This is a genomic window from Novosphingobium sp. AAP83, assembly GCF_001295795.1.
Lineage (GTDB): Bacteria > Pseudomonadota > Alphaproteobacteria > Sphingomonadales > Sphingomonadaceae > Novosphingobium.
This window is the reverse complement of record NZ_LJHY01000003.1, coordinates 141,142-156,080: the sequence shown is the minus strand read 5'-3', so window position 1 is coordinate 156,080 and position 14,939 is coordinate 141,142. Positions and strand designations below refer to the sequence as shown.

Sequence of the window (14,939 nt, the reverse complement as noted above, 5' to 3'; positions counted from 1 at the left end):
GAAAGGGCCGCCTCTTTTTTGGGCCGGACTTTACGGCAAGCTTCGTGTCAATTGCGCCAGCACTTCGGTGTCGATGACGGGGATGCCGCCCTGCTTTGGCCAGAATGCGCCGGTGTAGCCCGCAACATAGCGTCCGGTCAGTGGCCGCCCGAGTTCTTCATGACGGGCGAGCATCGGGGGAATCGGATTGTCAGGTGAGACAGATGTCCTGATTTCGCCTGCCTGGAATATGCCGGAAGTGCATTCGTGGCTGAACAGGCTGGCGCGCGGATCAAGACGGTCAGCAACCACCATCAGATCTTGTGACGATACCTCAAGGTCTACGTCCATCCACAGGCACATTAGTGGCGGGGGCGTGTAGGTTTTGAAGGTGTCGGCAAAGAAGCCCTTGTGGAAGGTTACCGAGGGCAAGTGGCCAAAGCGCTCGACATGGTCGCGCACTTCATCAAGGCTGCCGGCATATTGACCGGCTTCATAACCCGAGCCGGGCGCTGGCGGCAGACCTTCGAAGGAATCAAAGATGTGCATGTTGATGCCAAGCTGCGCGCAGGCATAGCTGAGCATTGCGGAGCTATAGCCCTTGAAACACCCGAATTCGGCAAAATCGCCAGAAATTCCCCATGATTTCAGCACGTAAAGCTGATGGATGATAGAGAACAGCTCGCTGATCGAATTGGGTTTGCAGTGAAAATCCGCAGCCCCTTGTGCGGACGTTGTATTCACCGCCGGAAAATGGCGTTCGACAAAGCGACAGTGCGCCATCGTGGCGCTTAAATAGCGGGAATATCTTGAAAATACAGGCAGAGCGTTCAGGCTCGCCGTGTTCATCACTTGCTTGAGCCGGTCAACAAACCGCGTCTGGCCCTCAACTGTGTTCAAGTCGGCACAGGCTTCTGGCCAGACCGCTGCAGTGGCGTCGATGACGTCCTTGGGGAAGGGGCCGACAATCCCGCTGTCTCCGGCGGTAGCGAACTTTCGGGCAAGGTTTGCCCCGACAACCGGAAAAGTGCCGATCGTGCTGGCGGGCAGTATGCCATTTCTGGGCCGCGCAAGGATCTTCATCTCGGCCAGATCATCGGGGGCCAAGGCGCCTGCGGGAAGATCAAGACTAAAACCGCTTGTCGCAGCGCCTTTCATGCGGGGGAAAGCCTGTGCAACATCGGGCCGCGCGATGGACGGCAGGCATGTTGCGACACGGCGGTTTCCAAGCCAAACTTCGACCTCTACCGGGCCTTTGCTGCATGCCCAACCGGCAACACGCGCCCCTGCCAAGGCATCGACACTGCCCACGGGACGAAGCGAGCGTTGCAGCCGCTTTGCGGATTTCACCATGGAACTGATCATTTCATAGAGCTTTCCTGATGGTATTTGCGGCGTAAGGTCAGCGATTGCCTCAAGCGCTTTGCCCATGGCAATGGAGCTTGCGTCACTGGTGCAATTTCTTCGCCCAGATAGAGGTTGGGCTTCGGCGACCCGTCGGCCACGCTGACAAGATTGCGCAGCGCCAGACGGCCAAGATATTCGTCCGAGAAAGCCGGGGTATAATAGACGCAGTCATCGAAGAAATAATGCGTGACCTGTGACCAGCGGGTGAGGCGCGGATCGTTCTGCATGCTGCCACCATGCAGCAGGTTGGCTGACCAGATCAGCGCCTGGCCCTTGCAGGGGAGGAACTGTTCGGGCTGCGCATTGTGCTCGTCCATGAATGCAGCCCATGCATCGTGGTAAGGCGCTTGCGCTGATGTGTCGGCGGCGCCATGCCCTTTGCGTCCGATCATCGCATTATCGATCATCGGCCATTTGTGCGATCCGCGCACGTAATGAAGCGGACCTGCGTCTGCCTGAATATCTTCCAGCGCCAACCAGACACCACACATGAATTTGGGCGGTATGGTTGAAAAATGCACAGCATCGGTGTGCAAATGCTGCTGCGTCCCGACGGGGAAATTCAAGGTCTGGAACGGAAAGGCTTTGCGTCCGTAAAGCCGTGACAGCAAATCGAGCACAATGGCATTTGACGCAATGGCGCGCACATCGTCATTGGTCTGCCACGCATCCTGAATGCGTCCGGGGCCGCTCAATTTCGAGGCTTCGGGATCGGCGTCGTTCACGCCCAATTCGACGCTCAAACTCTTGCGGATGCGCTCGATCCTGTCATCAATAACAGGATCGGGAAAATCGAAAACTGCAAAACCGTCCCGGTTTAGAGCGATAGCGATTTCCATTTCAACTTCTGAAAGCCCCATTCGGGGCAGTTCTTGGCGAAAGATCGGGGATTCCACCAATGGAATACCGGGAAATAATCGTTCTTTTTCGGACATTAGGCTCGCCGTTTGGTTCTGTGCTTCAATACTTGCAGTATTAAAGAGTGTAACGCCAAACTTTGAAAGAGCACAAGGTATATGTAGCCTGTTGCCACAGGTAGAGTTCTTCGGATTATTAGGGCCGGTCTAGGACGTACCCTAAAGAGCGCACGGTGCGTAAGGGTGATCCGGCACCAACATCGCGCAAGGCACGGCGCAGGCGGCTCACCCATGCATCGACGGTGCGTTCGTCAATCGGCTGGTCGTGCTTGCCAAGGGCTGCGATCAATTGCTGGCGGCTAAACACGTGGCCGGGTTGTTCCATCAGGTAGCGCAGCAGGCGCAGTTCGTTCGGCATAAGGATCAGCGCCTTTTCGCGCCAGCGGGCTTGCAGCGCGGCAAGGTCGAGCGTCAGATCGCCAAGCTTCAGGGTGCGGGCAGGGGCTTCATGATCGGGCAATTGGACCGAAAGCACGCGATCAAGCAGCGCCGCGCGGTCAATCGGTCCCATGATGTAATCATCGGCACCGGCCCGCAGCGCACGGCGCTTGGCTTCGGCGTCATCATCCTCAAGGATCATGGTGATATGCGCGTTCTGGCCAAGTCCATCCACTGCGCGGAAGCGGCGGCATAATTCAAGACCCGACATCTCGGGCAGGACCCAATCGATAAACGCCCATGGCTGGCCTTCCATCAATGGGAGCGGCGCATCAGATTTCCAGCGATGAAACACCACACGCAAGTCCGAATGGGCAAAGGTATCACGCCCTCCGGGCAACTCTTCGGTCAGCAAGATGTCGATATGCCGCATACAAAAAAGCCCCTGAACTACAGGGGCTTTCTGTCGCGGCAATGTGACGGGCGCATGACGATGTTACAGCCCTTATGGTCAGGCCACCTGTTCAAACCGGCAATCCTACATAATTCTCGGCAATGCTGGTCTGGGCGGCAACACTGCTGGAGATATAGTCGAGTTCTGCCACCTGCATCGCGCGTTCAAAGGGACCGTCTTCGGGGAAGCGGTGCATCAGCTTGGTCAGAACCCACGAAAATCGTTCGGATTTCCACACGCGGGCCAGGGCTTTGGCGGAATAGCCGATAACCGCATCGTTGTCTGACCGCTTGAAATAGGCGACCAGCGCCTCTGCTGCATAATGCACATCGCTGGCGGCAAGGTTCAGGCCCTTGGCTCCGGTTGGCGGCACGATATGGGCAGAATCGCCGCACAACATCAGACTGCCGTGGCGCATCGGTTCGAATACGTACGATCTTAAGGGTGCGATCGATTTTTCAATCGAAGGCCCGCGCGTCATACCTGCGGCCGCTTCTGGACCCAGCCGCACGGCCAGTTCGTCCCAGATGCGCTCGTCGCTCCAGTCCTCGACTTTTTCGGTCAGAGCCACGTCGACATAATAGCGGCTGCGCGTGTGGCTGCGCATCGATGCCAGTGCAAAGCCGCGTTCATGGTTGGCATAAATCAGTTCGGGGTTGCAAGGCGGCACATCTGCCAGAATGCCCAACCAGCCGAACGGATAGACCCGCTCATATTCGCGCGCCACGCTGGCGGGAATGGCCTTGCGCGAAGGTCCGTGGAAGCCATCGCAGCCGATCACAAACCGCGCGTCGATCCGCTGCGCTTCACCATTCACGGCATAGGTTACATAAGGCGCATCGCTTTCGATGTCGAACAGCGCCACGTCTTCTGCACCATAAATGACAGGCAACCCGCGTTCGGGCGCTGCATCCATCAGGTCTTTGGTGATTTCGGTCTGGCCGTAGACGACCACGGTTTTGCCGGTCAGGTTCGCCACATCGATGCGGATCAGGCGTTCGCCGTCGGCAAGGTTGAAGCCTTCTTCTACCAGCCCTTCGGCCTTCAGCCGCCCGTCCAGCCCCAGCCGCGCCATCAGGCCGACGGTGATCTGTTCAAGCACGCCTGCGCGAATGCGGCCAAGGATGTAATCGGGCTGCTGGCGTTCCACCACCACGCAATCGATACCTTCGGCCTTCAGCAAGTGGCCCAGCAACAATCCGGCAGGCCCGGCACCAATAATGGCGACTTGTGTCTTCATCATCCGTCTCCCACGCGCCCGCTCTGGCTGCCGGCACCAATGTCGCGAAGTTGACAGACTGCGCGCAAAAGCGGAATGCAGGCTCAGGACAAACAACTGGTACATTCGGGACATGCTGACAGCCATTCCCACTTATGCGCTCTATGGCGAAGGCGCAGGGCAAACTCCCGGCGGCTTTGCGCATATTGAAACCATTGCCGAGCGCAGCGCGCTGCATGATTGGGAAATCGGCATCCACCGACACGATCACTTCGTTCAGGTCCTGCTGGTAGAGGAGGGACATGCCGAGGTGACGCTCGAAGGTGCATCAGTAGGGCTCGAAGGGCCGGGAAGGGTGATCGTACCGGCTGCCGCCGTCCACGGATTTCGCTTTCGTGAGGGCACACGCGGATTTGTCCTCACCTTGTCGACAGACTTTTCCACAAGGAGCACCGGCCCCGCCGATCCGCTGCTGGCGGCGCTGGCGCGCGGAGGCCTCGCGCCATTGCCGCCACAGGCAACCGTTCGCGCCTTCTGGCTTGCGCGTGAAATGCTGGATTTACAGCAGCAGTGGCAGGAGCAAGATCCGTTGTTTCTGGCGCTCGCCGAAGCGCTGATCCGCACGCTGGCGATGCATGAACCCGAAGCAGCCCCGCAAGCGCGGCAAGACCGCCGCCTCGACCGTTTCCGCCAGCTTGTGGAATTGCACTATCGCCAGCACCGTAGCCTCGATTTTTATGCCGACGCCCTTGGCATGACCCGTCGCACTTTGACCCGGCTTACCACGGCAAGGCTTGGTTGCACGCCGCTGGATGTCGTCCACCGCCGGCTGACGCTCGAAGCGCATCGGTTGCTGCGTTTCACCAATGCCACCGGAACCCAGGTTGCCGCTGAACTCGGCTTCGATGACCCCTCCTATTTTTCCCGCTTTTATCAACGTATGACTGGCCGGCGCCCTATTGACGAGCGTCGGCGGTAGCCGTTTTTCTTCCCGCGTTTACCAGTTGTTAAACTATATTAAGGCATTGTGAATAATCATTCTGTGACAGTTGCTTGGTATGAATACCTAGCGCTGGCAAAACCCGTTCTTCAATCCGCTGCGCCCATGGTTTCGCATCTTGGGAGCGCGCTTGATGATGATGAAAGGAGGACCGACCTTGCGCGGCTTCGCTGCTCTTTTCAGCCTTGATCTTGATGATCCCGATCTGGCACGCGCGCAATTCCGTTCCTTCTCCCATCAGATGCCGCTGCTTTACATCATTCTTGTACTCAACGCATTTGCGCTCATGGTCGATTTCTACCGGCCTGATTCCCTGGTAAAGACGTTCGTTGTACCGCTGATCATCTGCGTCATCGGACTGGTCCGTGCGCGGTGGTGGTGGCGGCAGGATGGCGCAGCTACACTGTCCGACCGCGAAATTGCCCACCAGATCAGGCGCACCTGCGCGCTGGCGGTGATGATGACGCTCGCTTTCGAAGCTTGGGGCTTCTGGATTTATGATCTTGGCGATGCTTACGCGCGCGGCCACCTTACCTTCTTCCTCGCACTAACCCAGGTCAGTTGCGTTTTCTGTTTGATGACAATGCGCGCTGCGGCCATGCGCGTTGCGCTGGCCAGCACGCTCACTTTTGTCGTGTATTTCAGCTTTGTCGATCAGGGGCAGATGCTGGTCGAGGCTATCGTATTGCTCTTTGTTGGTGCGGGTATGATGGTCGTCACCTACCGCTTCAACATTGATTTCGCCAATCTGATCCGGTCACAGCGCAACTTGCGCCTGCGCCAAGCTGAAACGGAAAAGCTTAGCGAGGAAAACCGCCGTATAGCGCTTACCGATGCGCTCAGTGGCCTGCCCAACCGGCGCAAGCTTCTGTCGTGCCTTGGACAGTTGGAGGCAAGCGGCACCGCAAAAGCCGATACCCTTGCTATCGTGTTCATTGATCTGGATGGCTTTAAAGACATTAACGATGCCCACGGCCATCACGCGGGCGATACGCTGATCAAAAGCATCAGCGCGCGCCTGACCAAGATTTGCCCGGAACAGGCGCTGTTGGCGCGCGTTGGAGGCGATGAATTTGCCATCCTGATCGATGCACCCGATGCCACCGCGATGGCGCAGCAGCTGGCCACGCGCATTGGCGAGGAAATCGGCCTGCCCGTGCTGATCGACCGCCACGTTTTGCAAGTGGGTGCCAGCATCGGCATTGCCAGCAATTCGGAAGGTTTTGTTGATGCAAACGAGCTTTTGCGCCGCGCCGATACCGCGATGTATCACATCAAAACGCGCGGCAAGGGCGAAGTGGCGATATACGATCCCGCTTTCGATGAAGGCCGGATTCGTCGTCTGGCGATTGGGCGCGAAATCGGCAATGGCCTTGCCAATGCAGAATTTGAGGTGTTTTATCAACCCGTTGTCAGCGCGCAAACCGGTGAGATTGCCTCGGCAGAGGCGCTGATCCGCTGGCCGCGCCGCCCCGATGGTCCGCTAGACCCCCAGGATTTCATCGATATTGCCGAAGGCACGGGGCAAATCCACCCCTTGGGTCTGTTTGTCCTCGAACGCGCCTGCCGCGATCTCAAACCCTTCAGCCGGCTCAAGCTCAGCGTCAACGTATCACCCGCGCAGTTCCGTGATCCCGGTTTTGAACGGCAAGTTGCGCACGTGCTTGAACAGACGCAGTTTGAACCGCACCGGCTCCAGCTGGAAATCACCGAGGGCTATCTGCTCGCCCAGCCGGAACGCGCGATCCGTGCTATCGAACGGTTCAAGGCGATGGGCATGTCGATCGCGCTTGATGATTTCGGCACCGGCTTTACCAGCATCCACTATCTGCAATCCTATGGCTTCAGCCATATCAAGATCGACAAGTCGCTGCTGTCCGGCTTGCAGCCCGGCAGCAAGGCATCGCTGCTCGTCACTGGCACCATCTATCTCGCCTCAGGCCTTGATATGCGGGTGATTGCCGAAGGGGTGGAGACCGAACAGCAGGCGGAAATTCTGCGCGAGGCAGGGTGCCACAAATTGCAGGGCTATCTGTTCGGGCACCCCATGCCGATTGCCGAATTCCGCGAGGCATACGAAGCCCAGCCAGAGAGCCTCAGGCAGGCGATAATCGGCCCGCCTCCGGCCCCAAAAAGTCCCGCACTCAGGTCCTTCGCGCGCAAATCAGCTTGAGGCCACTTCGCGCCATTCGCCTTGCGCCAACCCGTCAAGGTTCCAATCCCCCACCGTCCAGCGCACCAGCCGCAAGGTGGGATGGCCAACCGCAGCGGTCATGCGCCGCACTTGGCGGTTGCGCCCTTCGCCAATCGTCAGCCTGATCCAGCAATCGGACACGGTCTTGCGAAACCGCACCGGCGGATCGCGCGGCCACAGCGCGGGATCGTCGATCCGCTCGGCCCCCGCAGGCAGGGTCATTCCGTCCTTCAGCCGCACCCCCCGGCGCAAAGCGTCCAGCGCGGCCTCGTCAGGCTCGCCCTCCACTTGCACCAGATAAGTCTTGGGCGTCTTGAACCGAGGATCGGCAATGCGCGCCTGCAACCGGCCATCGTCGGTCAGCACCAGCAAGCCCTCGCTATCAGTATCCAGCCGCCCCGCCGCATAGACCCCGGGCACGGTGATGAAATCGGCCAAAGTCGGACGCGGCGGCCCCTCGCGCTCATCGGTAAACTGGCACAGCACGCCATAGGGCTTGTTGAACAAGATCGTCGTCATCGCGTCAGGCCTAACTGTGGCAGCCCAAACAGGCCCGCCGTTCGCGCCGACCAACACACGAACATGGGCGATGTGGCAAGCTTTGTGTTGCTGGCAATCAGCCCAGCAATTCGCTCACCAGCGAGGGCCGCCGCGCGATCATGGCGAGCAGCACTTGCGCAGGGCCTGTGGGGCGGCGGCGACCATGCTCCCAGTTGAGCAAGGTGCCCTTGGCAACACCGATGCTGCGGGCAAAGGCCCCTTGTGACAAACCGGTGCTGGCGCGGATCGCGGCAACATCGACGGCAGGCACCGCCACCTCATGAACAATCGCGCCAGTCTCCCGCCCTTCAGCAAAGGCCACAGCCTCGGTCAGTCCTTGCTTGATGCTCTCATAGGCACTCATGATCGGTCTCCATAATGGGCGAGCAGAAGCTTGCTGAGCGCGACGAGTTCCGCTTGCTCAGCCTTGCTCAGGTTGTCCTTTTCGTTCTTGGCGAACAGGGTGACGAGGAAAATCGGCACCTTCACCCCGCCGAATACATAGATCGTCCGGTAGCCACCGCTCTTCCCGCCACCCTCGCGGGCAATGCGTATCTTGCGCAGACCGCCGCCAAGTTGAACGCCTGCTTCAGGGTTGGCCGCGACATAATCCACCAACGCGGCGCGCTCCTCGTCGGACATGATCGCTTTGGCCCGCCGCAGGAATTCGGGCAGTTCCACAACGGCCTGCAAGCTGGTTATGGGATGAGGTGTATAGGTCAATGACATATAGGTCAATGGCGTATATGTGCCCTGATCTCCCCAACCACCGTCACCCCGGGCTCGACCCGGGGTCCCGCTTTCTTTTTCGCGCAGAGACCGCGAAGAGCGAAGAGAAGTGGAGAATCTACAAGCCTCCAACCGCTCCGCGCTCTCTGCGCGAACCCCTTTTCTTGGCCTGCACGCCGCAAAGCAAAGCCTGACCCCGGATCAAGTCCGGGGCGACGAGAAATGAGACGGCAGCTTTCAGGGGGTGGGCCGTGTGTGCTGGAAGGCTGAAAGTGGGTGGTTTTCTGCCCTCACGAAGGTGGTGTCCGATGGTGTTGCAGACCAACGTTCGCAAGCGGCATGGCAGACGCGCTGGAACGTGATGATACCAATCCATGAAGCTCGCATGACTTGCATATATTCTCGTGAAATAATCTATACAACAACAAGCAATCTGACCTTGGTATCGCCTTGCTTGCAGCACTCTGGCAGCAAAATAGTTGGACTAGCGAGAGTGTGCCGCACAGGATTCAGCCTGCGTTGGAGCATTTATGTTTCATCTTTATCGAACTCTATTGCCCGTCCTTACGTTGTGCATACTAAGCGCATGCGCCACCCAAAGCCCGCGCCAATTTGAACAGGTCAACATCCAGCCCCCCAAGGCCAACAATCAACTGACACAGGGCAATGTCCAGATGAATCTGCTCGTCGGCGAGACCCGCAAGTCCGACGTTCTCGATGTTTTCGGCGCACCCAACGTGACTACGCGTGACGGTTCAGGTGTCGAGGTGTGGTCCTATCAACGCTACGCCCGAGTTGCCCAAAGCGAAGCCCGCAGCAATGCTTGGTCGGTTCTGCTTGGCGGATTGGCATCCGATCAGGCTGCCTTTTCGGAAACAATGCGCACCATGACGCTCATCATCCGATTTGACGAAAAAGATGTTGTTTCTGATTTCAGGAGCCGGGCCAGTGAATTCTAGAAGCCTTTGCCTGCGGGCATCGGCGGCTTTGGCCTTCGGGTTGCTCTTGCCTTCATGCACCTCTATCGATGGCGTAGCCGCGGTTAGCCAGATGGCAACCCCCTTGGAATTGCAGGCCATTCAGGCGCGCGAATTCAACGTCCCGCGCAATCTTGCGTTCAAGTCCGTCATGTCGGTATTGCAGGATCTGGGCTACATCCTGCAAAGCGCCGACTTGCCCAGCGGCTTTATTTCGGCGGTTAGTCCATCGGTCGATACAACGCCATTGGCAGAAAGATTGATTATCGGCACCGAATCCTATTCAGAGGTCGCGGTCACAGCAAGTTTTCTGCCTTTGCCCAACGGGTCGACCAAGGTGCGGCTCAATTTCGTCGAGCGCCGCTCAAGGCTCGGGCTAATGGGTAAAAGCCGTGACGATCGCCCGGTGATTGATCCTGAAGTCTATCAGGTAGCTTGGGAAAAGGTCGATGAGACATTGTTCATGCTTACAGCAACCAATGATTTCGCACGTCCTGCGAAGCCGGAGACACCGGAGGGCGCGCCATCAAACTGATTGTTGCTGCAAGTTGGTGACCAGCTTGCGATCAGTCGCCGGGCGTGCACCGCTCGTCCGGGGTGAAGACAATTGGGCGGCCTGCGGGGTGTTGGGTTATCGGTCGACCGATGTCATTCAGGATCATCCATCAACTCGAAGCACGGAAGACAAGATTACCACTCCGGGGTCGCTTCCTGAATGTCTGCTTCTGGCGAAAAAAATCGCATAGTTGCCATGGGGCTCGCCGCTCGAATTTCTCACCGCGCCCTAACTATCCAACCTGAAGTGAAACACCCGGCTTGGCCCATCTTCGGGCACCACGAACAGGTCGCGGCCGGTGATCGCCATGCCTTCGCCGGTATAGGGGCCGCCGCGTCCGAAGGGGCGGACGGGGCCTACTGCGCCGGATTGCAATGTGCGCTTCAGCTTCAGTGAGGGCCATTCGATCCAGTCAACCGCACCGCTCAGCCATGTGAGATGGCCGCCTGCCACCAGATGGCCATCGACGAACTTCATGTCCTGAAACCGCGTTTGCGAAGGGTTGGGTACGATCCGTTCGGGCTGTTCGGGATGCTCGCGCGCCAGATCGAACACATAGAGCAATTTGCTGTCCCAATTGCCCGCCACCAGCTTGCCGTCCACCGCGGCCACGCAGCCAAGGTGATCGGCCACATGGATCGTGCGGCGCACTTGCAGCGTGGCGGTGTCAATCTCCACCAGCACCGCGCTGCTCTTCGCCTTCATCTCGGCCACGGGCACCCAGATCGACCCACCGGCAATCGAAATGCCGCCGGGATGATAGCGCGCCCCGTCGGTCAATTCCAACCGCCGCCGCAGCTTGCCGCTGTGCCGGTCAAACTCGTGGATATAGCCGCGATGATTGTCGTTATCGACCGAGGTGACCCAGATCGTGCCGCCCTGTATTTCAAGGCCCTGAACGTGGAACAATTCACCATCAAGCTGGAGCGCATCCAGCAGTTGCGCACTTTCTATCGCGCCGGTGAACTGGTCGGGAGATGCGGCAAGTGTGAGACTAGAGACGGCCAGAAATACCGTGGCACAACCGGCAAGCAATACTCTGCGGATCATCTGGTAAGCCCCCCGGGCTGACCTTTCCAGCCCGGCTCCCAATGACAAGATCATGCGTCAGAACTGTTGCATAAAGTGAAAAATATTCTGTCTTTTCAGCGTAATACTTGTCCGAAATATGTAACTTGGGGCCAGCGGTTTTGGCTGTCCTACAAGGGCGCCGTTGTGCCATGCATGTGGCATGTCTGATGCCCGTCCGCCCATCGCCCGATATCGCAAAACCGGTCCCTTTCAGGACACGTCGGGGAGGGGCCGGAGTTTTCCCTCTGTACAGTGTAAACTGTGTAAACCCCCTCCGCTGCAAAATCGCCAGAGTTGCCGCTTTCGGCTTGTTTCGGCGGCGTAATGCTCTATGAAATTTTCACAGATATGAATTGGGAAGGGGCCTGAACCATGGCAAAGATCAAGACCACTCACGTCGGCAGCCTGCCACGCGGCGATGAACTCACGCCCCTCCTGCTCGCGCGTGACAAGGGTGAACCCTATGACGCCGAGGCTTTCGATACCGCGGTCTCGGCCGCCGTCGATGAAGCCGTGCGCCATCAGGTCGAAGCGGGCGTCTCGGTCGTGTCCGATGGCGAACTCGGCAAAGTTGGCTATTCGACATACATGATTGAACGCCTTTCGGGTTTTGGCGGCCACATTGATCGCAAACCCGCCGCCGATCTTGCCGAAGTGCCCGACCTTGCCAAAAAGCTTTCGGCGATCATGGGCAGCCAGGAATTCGTCCGCGCCTCGTGCATCGGCCCGGTGCGCAAGGTAACGCTGCAACCGCTGCATGATGATATCCGCCGCTTCAAATCGGCACTGGCCAAGCATGCTGCACCCGATACCCAAGCCTTCATGAACGCCGCATCGCCGGGCCTGATCACCGCGTTCCAGGTCAACCGCCACTATCCCAGCCACGAGGCTTATCTGGCCGATCTGGCCGATGCGATGCGCGAAGAGTATGAGACCATCGTCAACGAAGGCTTCCTGCTCCAACTCGATTGTCCCGATCTGGCGATGAGCCGCCACACCGGCTATCAGGATATGGACGAAGCGGAATTCATCAAGATCGCTGCGGCCAACGTCGAGGCGCTGAATGCCGCCACCGCCAACATCCCGCCCGAAAAGATGCGCATGCACATCTGTTGGGGCAATTACGAAGGCCCGCACGATCACGACATCCCGCTGGAGCGCGTGGTCGATATCGTCATTGGCGCGCGCCCGGCCACGATCCTGTTCGAAGGTGCCAACCCGCGCCACGAACACGAATGGAAAGTGTGGAAAGACGCCAAGCTGCCCGATCACAAGATCCTCGCCCCCGGCCTGATCGATACCTGCTCGAACTATATCGAACACCCCGAACTGATCGCCCAGCGCATTGAACGCTTTGCCGGTTTCGTCGGCGCGGATCGCGTTGTTGCCAGTACCGATTGCGGCTTCGGCACTTTCGCAGGCTATGGCAAGCTCGATCCCATCGTCACCTGGCGCAAGCTCAAGTCCTTGCGCGAAGGTGCTGACATCGCGGCTGCCCGCCTGTGACTGCCGATGACCGCCGCGCCGCCGAAGCCGATTGCGCCCGGCTGATCGCGCTTTACGCCAATCTCAACGACGAAGCGCGGTGGGACGAAGTCGCCGCGCTCTATGCCGAAGACGGCGTCATGTATCGCCCCACCGCACCCGACGCCCCCGTGGCCGGGCGTGAGGCGATCTTGGCGGCGTTCAAATCGCGCCCGCCGCGCACCACCCGCCACGTTTGCTCGAACGTGGTGATTGATGTGGAAAGCGAAACCTCCGCGCGCGGCACCAGCGCGATGCTGCTGTTCACGGGCGAGGGGGCGCCGCTCGTCGGCTCGTTCCACGATCGCTTCGTCCTGACCGGCGATGGTTGGCGCTTTGCCGAAAGACGCGGTAGCCTAACCTTCTGATGAACGCGCCTGCCGCCACCAATCCTGTGAAATCGGCGATGCGCACGCTCGATGTGATCGAGTATGTCGTCGCCAATCGCCAAGGCGCGGTGGCGCAAGAGATTGCAGGCGCGCTCGCCATACCCGTCAGCAGCCTGTCCTATCTGCTCGGCACATTGGTTGAGCGTGGCTACTTATCCCGGGCGGGGCGGCGCTATTTGCCGGGGCCGGGGCTTGAACGCCTGCGTGCTCCGGAATCGGCGATCACGCTGGAAGATCGCGTGGCCCCGCTGGTTCGTGCGCTGCGGTCGGAACTCAACGAAACGTCATCGTTCATGGTTCGGCGCGGCTGGGAGGTGGAATCGCTGGTGACCGAAGCCAGCGATCACGCGCTGCGCTATGCGGTCGATCCCGGCACGCGGCGGCCTTTGCACGCACTGGCTGCGGGCAAGGTCTTGCTGGCGTGGATGAGGCCTGAAGAGCAGGCGCGCTATTTCGCCGAAGCGCCTCGCCAGCATCTGACGGTCAAAACACGCACGGAGGAAGCTGCATTGCGCGCTGATTTCGCCCGCATTGGCAGCGAAGGAATCTGCGTCGCGCGCGAGGAAGCGACTGTCGGCATATGCGGCGTCGCAGCCCCCGTCTGGATTGACGGAGAACTCGTCGGCGCGCTCAGCGTCGCCGTGCCAGCCGTCCGGTTCGATGCCGTCATGGAAGAGCGGATACGCGCCTTGCTGATCCGCTCTGCCGCCGCCATTCAGGGCGATTAGCGCTTCAAGCCTTCGGTAATGCGCTGGGTTTCGGCGCTGGTCGATGCAGGGCCGGTGTTGCGCTTGTAAATCCCGCCCTGGCCCGCTGCACGGTTGAACAAGTCAGGATCGCCCTCGCGCTGCTCCAGTCCGAACAACGGGAACAGGCCGGGGTGACGGCCCAATCCGCCGAACAGATCAAGGCTGCGCTCGATCCAGTCACGCATCGGATCGTCATTGGCCAGCACCGGAATCTTGCACACCGATGCGGTAAACAGAATGCCGCCCATGATGCGGAAATCGGCATAGTTCGGCGTCGATCCGCCGAGCCACTGATGCTGCGCCAACGCGGCGCGCAAAGGTTCAAGCGCGGCGGAAATCTTGGGCAAACGCTCTTCGCGCCCGGCCTGAACATCCTCCAGCTTGCGTCCCAGCATCTTCTCGCGGCTGTGCGTCACGTATTCGTGATCCTGCGGCAGGGAAAGATCGCGATAATCCTGACAGAAGCAGAACATCCACGGCCCGACCGCGGTGTTCCAGAACCAGTGGTCCAGCGCTTTGAGCGTCGCCGCCACGCTTTCATGCGGGATCAGGGCAGGGCGATCGGGGTACTTGGCGTCGAGGTATTCGACGATGCCCCAGCTATCGAGCACGAATTCGCCGTCATCAACAATCGCGGGCAGGCGTTCTGTCTTGCCGCCGGTACGTTCCAGAATGCCGGTGAACCCGCCGGGCACGACATCCAGATCAAAGCCCTTGTGCTTCAAGGCATACTTTGTTGCCCACACAAACGGGCTGATTGTCGCGCCTGTGCTGAGCGCGAGATCGTAGAACGTGATGGTGTTGTTCTGTGCCATGGCATCCTCAATTTTTTATTGTCGATATTGTGCCATATTTC

The 14,939-nt window shown here is 59.2% G+C and carries 16 protein-coding genes; 7 read left to right on the top strand and 9 right to left on the bottom strand.

Going from position 1 to position 14,939, the window contains the following annotated elements:
* Window positions 1-30: 30 nt before the first annotated feature.
* The 4 genes from IP81_RS02460 to pobA all read right to left on the bottom strand — a co-directional run bounded on the left by IP81_RS02460 (window position 31) and on the right by pobA (window position 4,375).
* On the bottom strand, window positions 31-1,344 hold the full coding sequence (locus tag IP81_RS02460; protein ID WP_054106380.1) for a TylF/MycF/NovP-related O-methyltransferase: 1,314 nt from the start codon (window positions 1,342-1,344) through the stop codon (window positions 31-33).
* A complete protein-coding gene (locus IP81_RS02455) occupies window positions 1,341-2,246 on the bottom strand; it encodes a phytanoyl-CoA dioxygenase family protein (protein ID WP_231626208.1) in 906 nt (301 codons plus the stop codon). Before IP81_RS02455 ends, IP81_RS02460 begins: the two co-directional genes overlap by 4 nt.
* Window positions 2,247-2,439: 193 nt before the next feature.
* Window positions 2,440-3,114: a response regulator transcription factor gene (locus IP81_RS02450; RefSeq protein ID WP_054106379.1), complete on the bottom strand. Its 675-nt coding sequence runs from the start codon at window positions 3,112-3,114 to the stop codon at window positions 2,440-2,442.
* Between the two features lie 91 nt (window positions 3,115-3,205).
* Window positions 3,206-4,375 (bottom strand): 4-hydroxybenzoate 3-monooxygenase, encoded by a 1,170-nt coding sequence (pobA, locus tag IP81_RS02445; RefSeq protein WP_054106483.1) that lies wholly within the window; start codon window positions 4,373-4,375, stop codon window positions 3,206-3,208.
* A 112-nt stretch (window positions 4,376-4,487) separates the two neighbouring features.
* On the opposite strand from pobA, the gene IP81_RS02440 reads away from it, so the two are divergent.
* A complete protein-coding gene (locus IP81_RS02440) occupies window positions 4,488-5,333 on the top strand; it encodes a helix-turn-helix domain-containing protein (protein ID WP_054106378.1) in 846 nt (281 codons plus the stop codon).
* A gap of 154 nt (window positions 5,334-5,487) precedes the next feature.
* The gene (locus IP81_RS02435) at window positions 5,488-7,527 is read left to right on the top strand and encodes a bifunctional diguanylate cyclase/phosphodiesterase (RefSeq protein ID WP_054106377.1); all 2,040 of its coding nucleotides are present in this window, start codon (window positions 5,488-5,490) and stop codon (window positions 7,525-7,527) included.
* Here the strand turns inward: IP81_RS02435 and IP81_RS02430 are convergent.
* The 3 genes from IP81_RS02430 to IP81_RS02420 all read right to left on the bottom strand — a co-directional run bounded on the left by IP81_RS02430 (window position 7,519) and on the right by IP81_RS02420 (window position 8,811).
* Window positions 7,519-8,067, bottom strand: coding sequence for an rRNA large subunit pseudouridine synthase E (locus tag IP81_RS02430; protein WP_054106376.1), 549 nt, complete (start codon window positions 8,065-8,067; stop codon window positions 7,519-7,521). The two genes, IP81_RS02435 and IP81_RS02430, sit on opposite strands and share 9 nt — an antisense overlap.
* A gap of 97 nt (window positions 8,068-8,164) precedes the next feature.
* On the bottom strand, window positions 8,165-8,452 hold the full coding sequence (locus tag IP81_RS02425) for a DNA-binding transcriptional regulator (RefSeq protein ID WP_054106375.1): 288 nt from the start codon (window positions 8,450-8,452) through the stop codon (window positions 8,165-8,167).
* Complete coding sequence (locus tag IP81_RS02420; protein ID WP_369800694.1) at window positions 8,449-8,811, bottom strand: type II toxin-antitoxin system RelE/ParE family toxin; 363 nt, start codon at window positions 8,809-8,811, stop codon at window positions 8,449-8,451. The genes IP81_RS02425 and IP81_RS02420 overlap by 4 nt, the downstream gene beginning before the upstream one ends.
* A 536-nt stretch (window positions 8,812-9,347) precedes the next feature.
* On the opposite strand from IP81_RS02420, the gene IP81_RS02415 reads away from it, so the two are divergent.
* Both IP81_RS02415 and IP81_RS02410 read left to right on the top strand, forming a co-directional pair.
* Window positions 9,348-9,776: a hypothetical protein gene (locus IP81_RS02415; protein WP_082355903.1), complete on the top strand. Its 429-nt coding sequence runs from the start codon at window positions 9,348-9,350 to the stop codon at window positions 9,774-9,776.
* Window positions 9,766-10,329, top strand: coding sequence for a hypothetical protein (locus tag IP81_RS02410; protein WP_157573047.1), 564 nt, complete (start codon window positions 9,766-9,768; stop codon window positions 10,327-10,329). The genes IP81_RS02415 and IP81_RS02410 overlap by 11 nt, the downstream gene beginning before the upstream one ends.
* A 249-nt stretch (window positions 10,330-10,578) precedes the next feature.
* On the opposite strand, the gene IP81_RS02405 is transcribed toward IP81_RS02410, so the two are convergent.
* Window positions 10,579-11,400, bottom strand: coding sequence for a DUF6454 family protein (locus IP81_RS02405; protein WP_157573046.1), 822 nt, complete (start codon window positions 11,398-11,400; stop codon window positions 10,579-10,581).
* Between the two features lie 393 nt (window positions 11,401-11,793).
* Here IP81_RS02405 and IP81_RS02400 point away from each other — a divergent pair, with 393 nt between their 5' ends.
* From IP81_RS02400 to IP81_RS02390, 3 genes are read left to right on the top strand one after another with little or no spacing between them, the layout of a single operon-like run.
* Window positions 11,794-12,927 carry a cobalamin-independent methionine synthase II family protein gene (locus IP81_RS02400; protein WP_054106371.1) on the top strand — a complete coding sequence of 378 codons (1,134 nt, stop codon included), beginning with the start codon at window positions 11,794-11,796 and terminating at the stop codon, window positions 12,925-12,927.
* Window positions 12,924-13,313, top strand: coding sequence for a nuclear transport factor 2 family protein (locus tag IP81_RS02395; protein WP_054106370.1), 390 nt, complete (start codon window positions 12,924-12,926; stop codon window positions 13,311-13,313). The genes IP81_RS02400 and IP81_RS02395 overlap by 4 nt, the downstream gene beginning before the upstream one ends.
* Entirely contained in the window at window positions 13,313-14,062 is a 750-nt protein-coding gene (locus tag IP81_RS02390) for an IclR family transcriptional regulator (RefSeq protein WP_054106369.1), read from the top strand. Before IP81_RS02395 ends, IP81_RS02390 begins: the two co-directional genes overlap by 1 nt.
* Here the strand turns inward: IP81_RS02390 and IP81_RS02385 are convergent.
* Window positions 14,059-14,898 (bottom strand): beta-etherase, encoded by an 840-nt coding sequence (locus tag IP81_RS02385; RefSeq protein WP_054106368.1) that lies wholly within the window; start codon window positions 14,896-14,898, stop codon window positions 14,059-14,061. The two genes, IP81_RS02390 and IP81_RS02385, sit on opposite strands and share 4 nt — an antisense overlap.
* Between the last annotated feature and the right edge of the window lie 41 nt (window positions 14,899-14,939).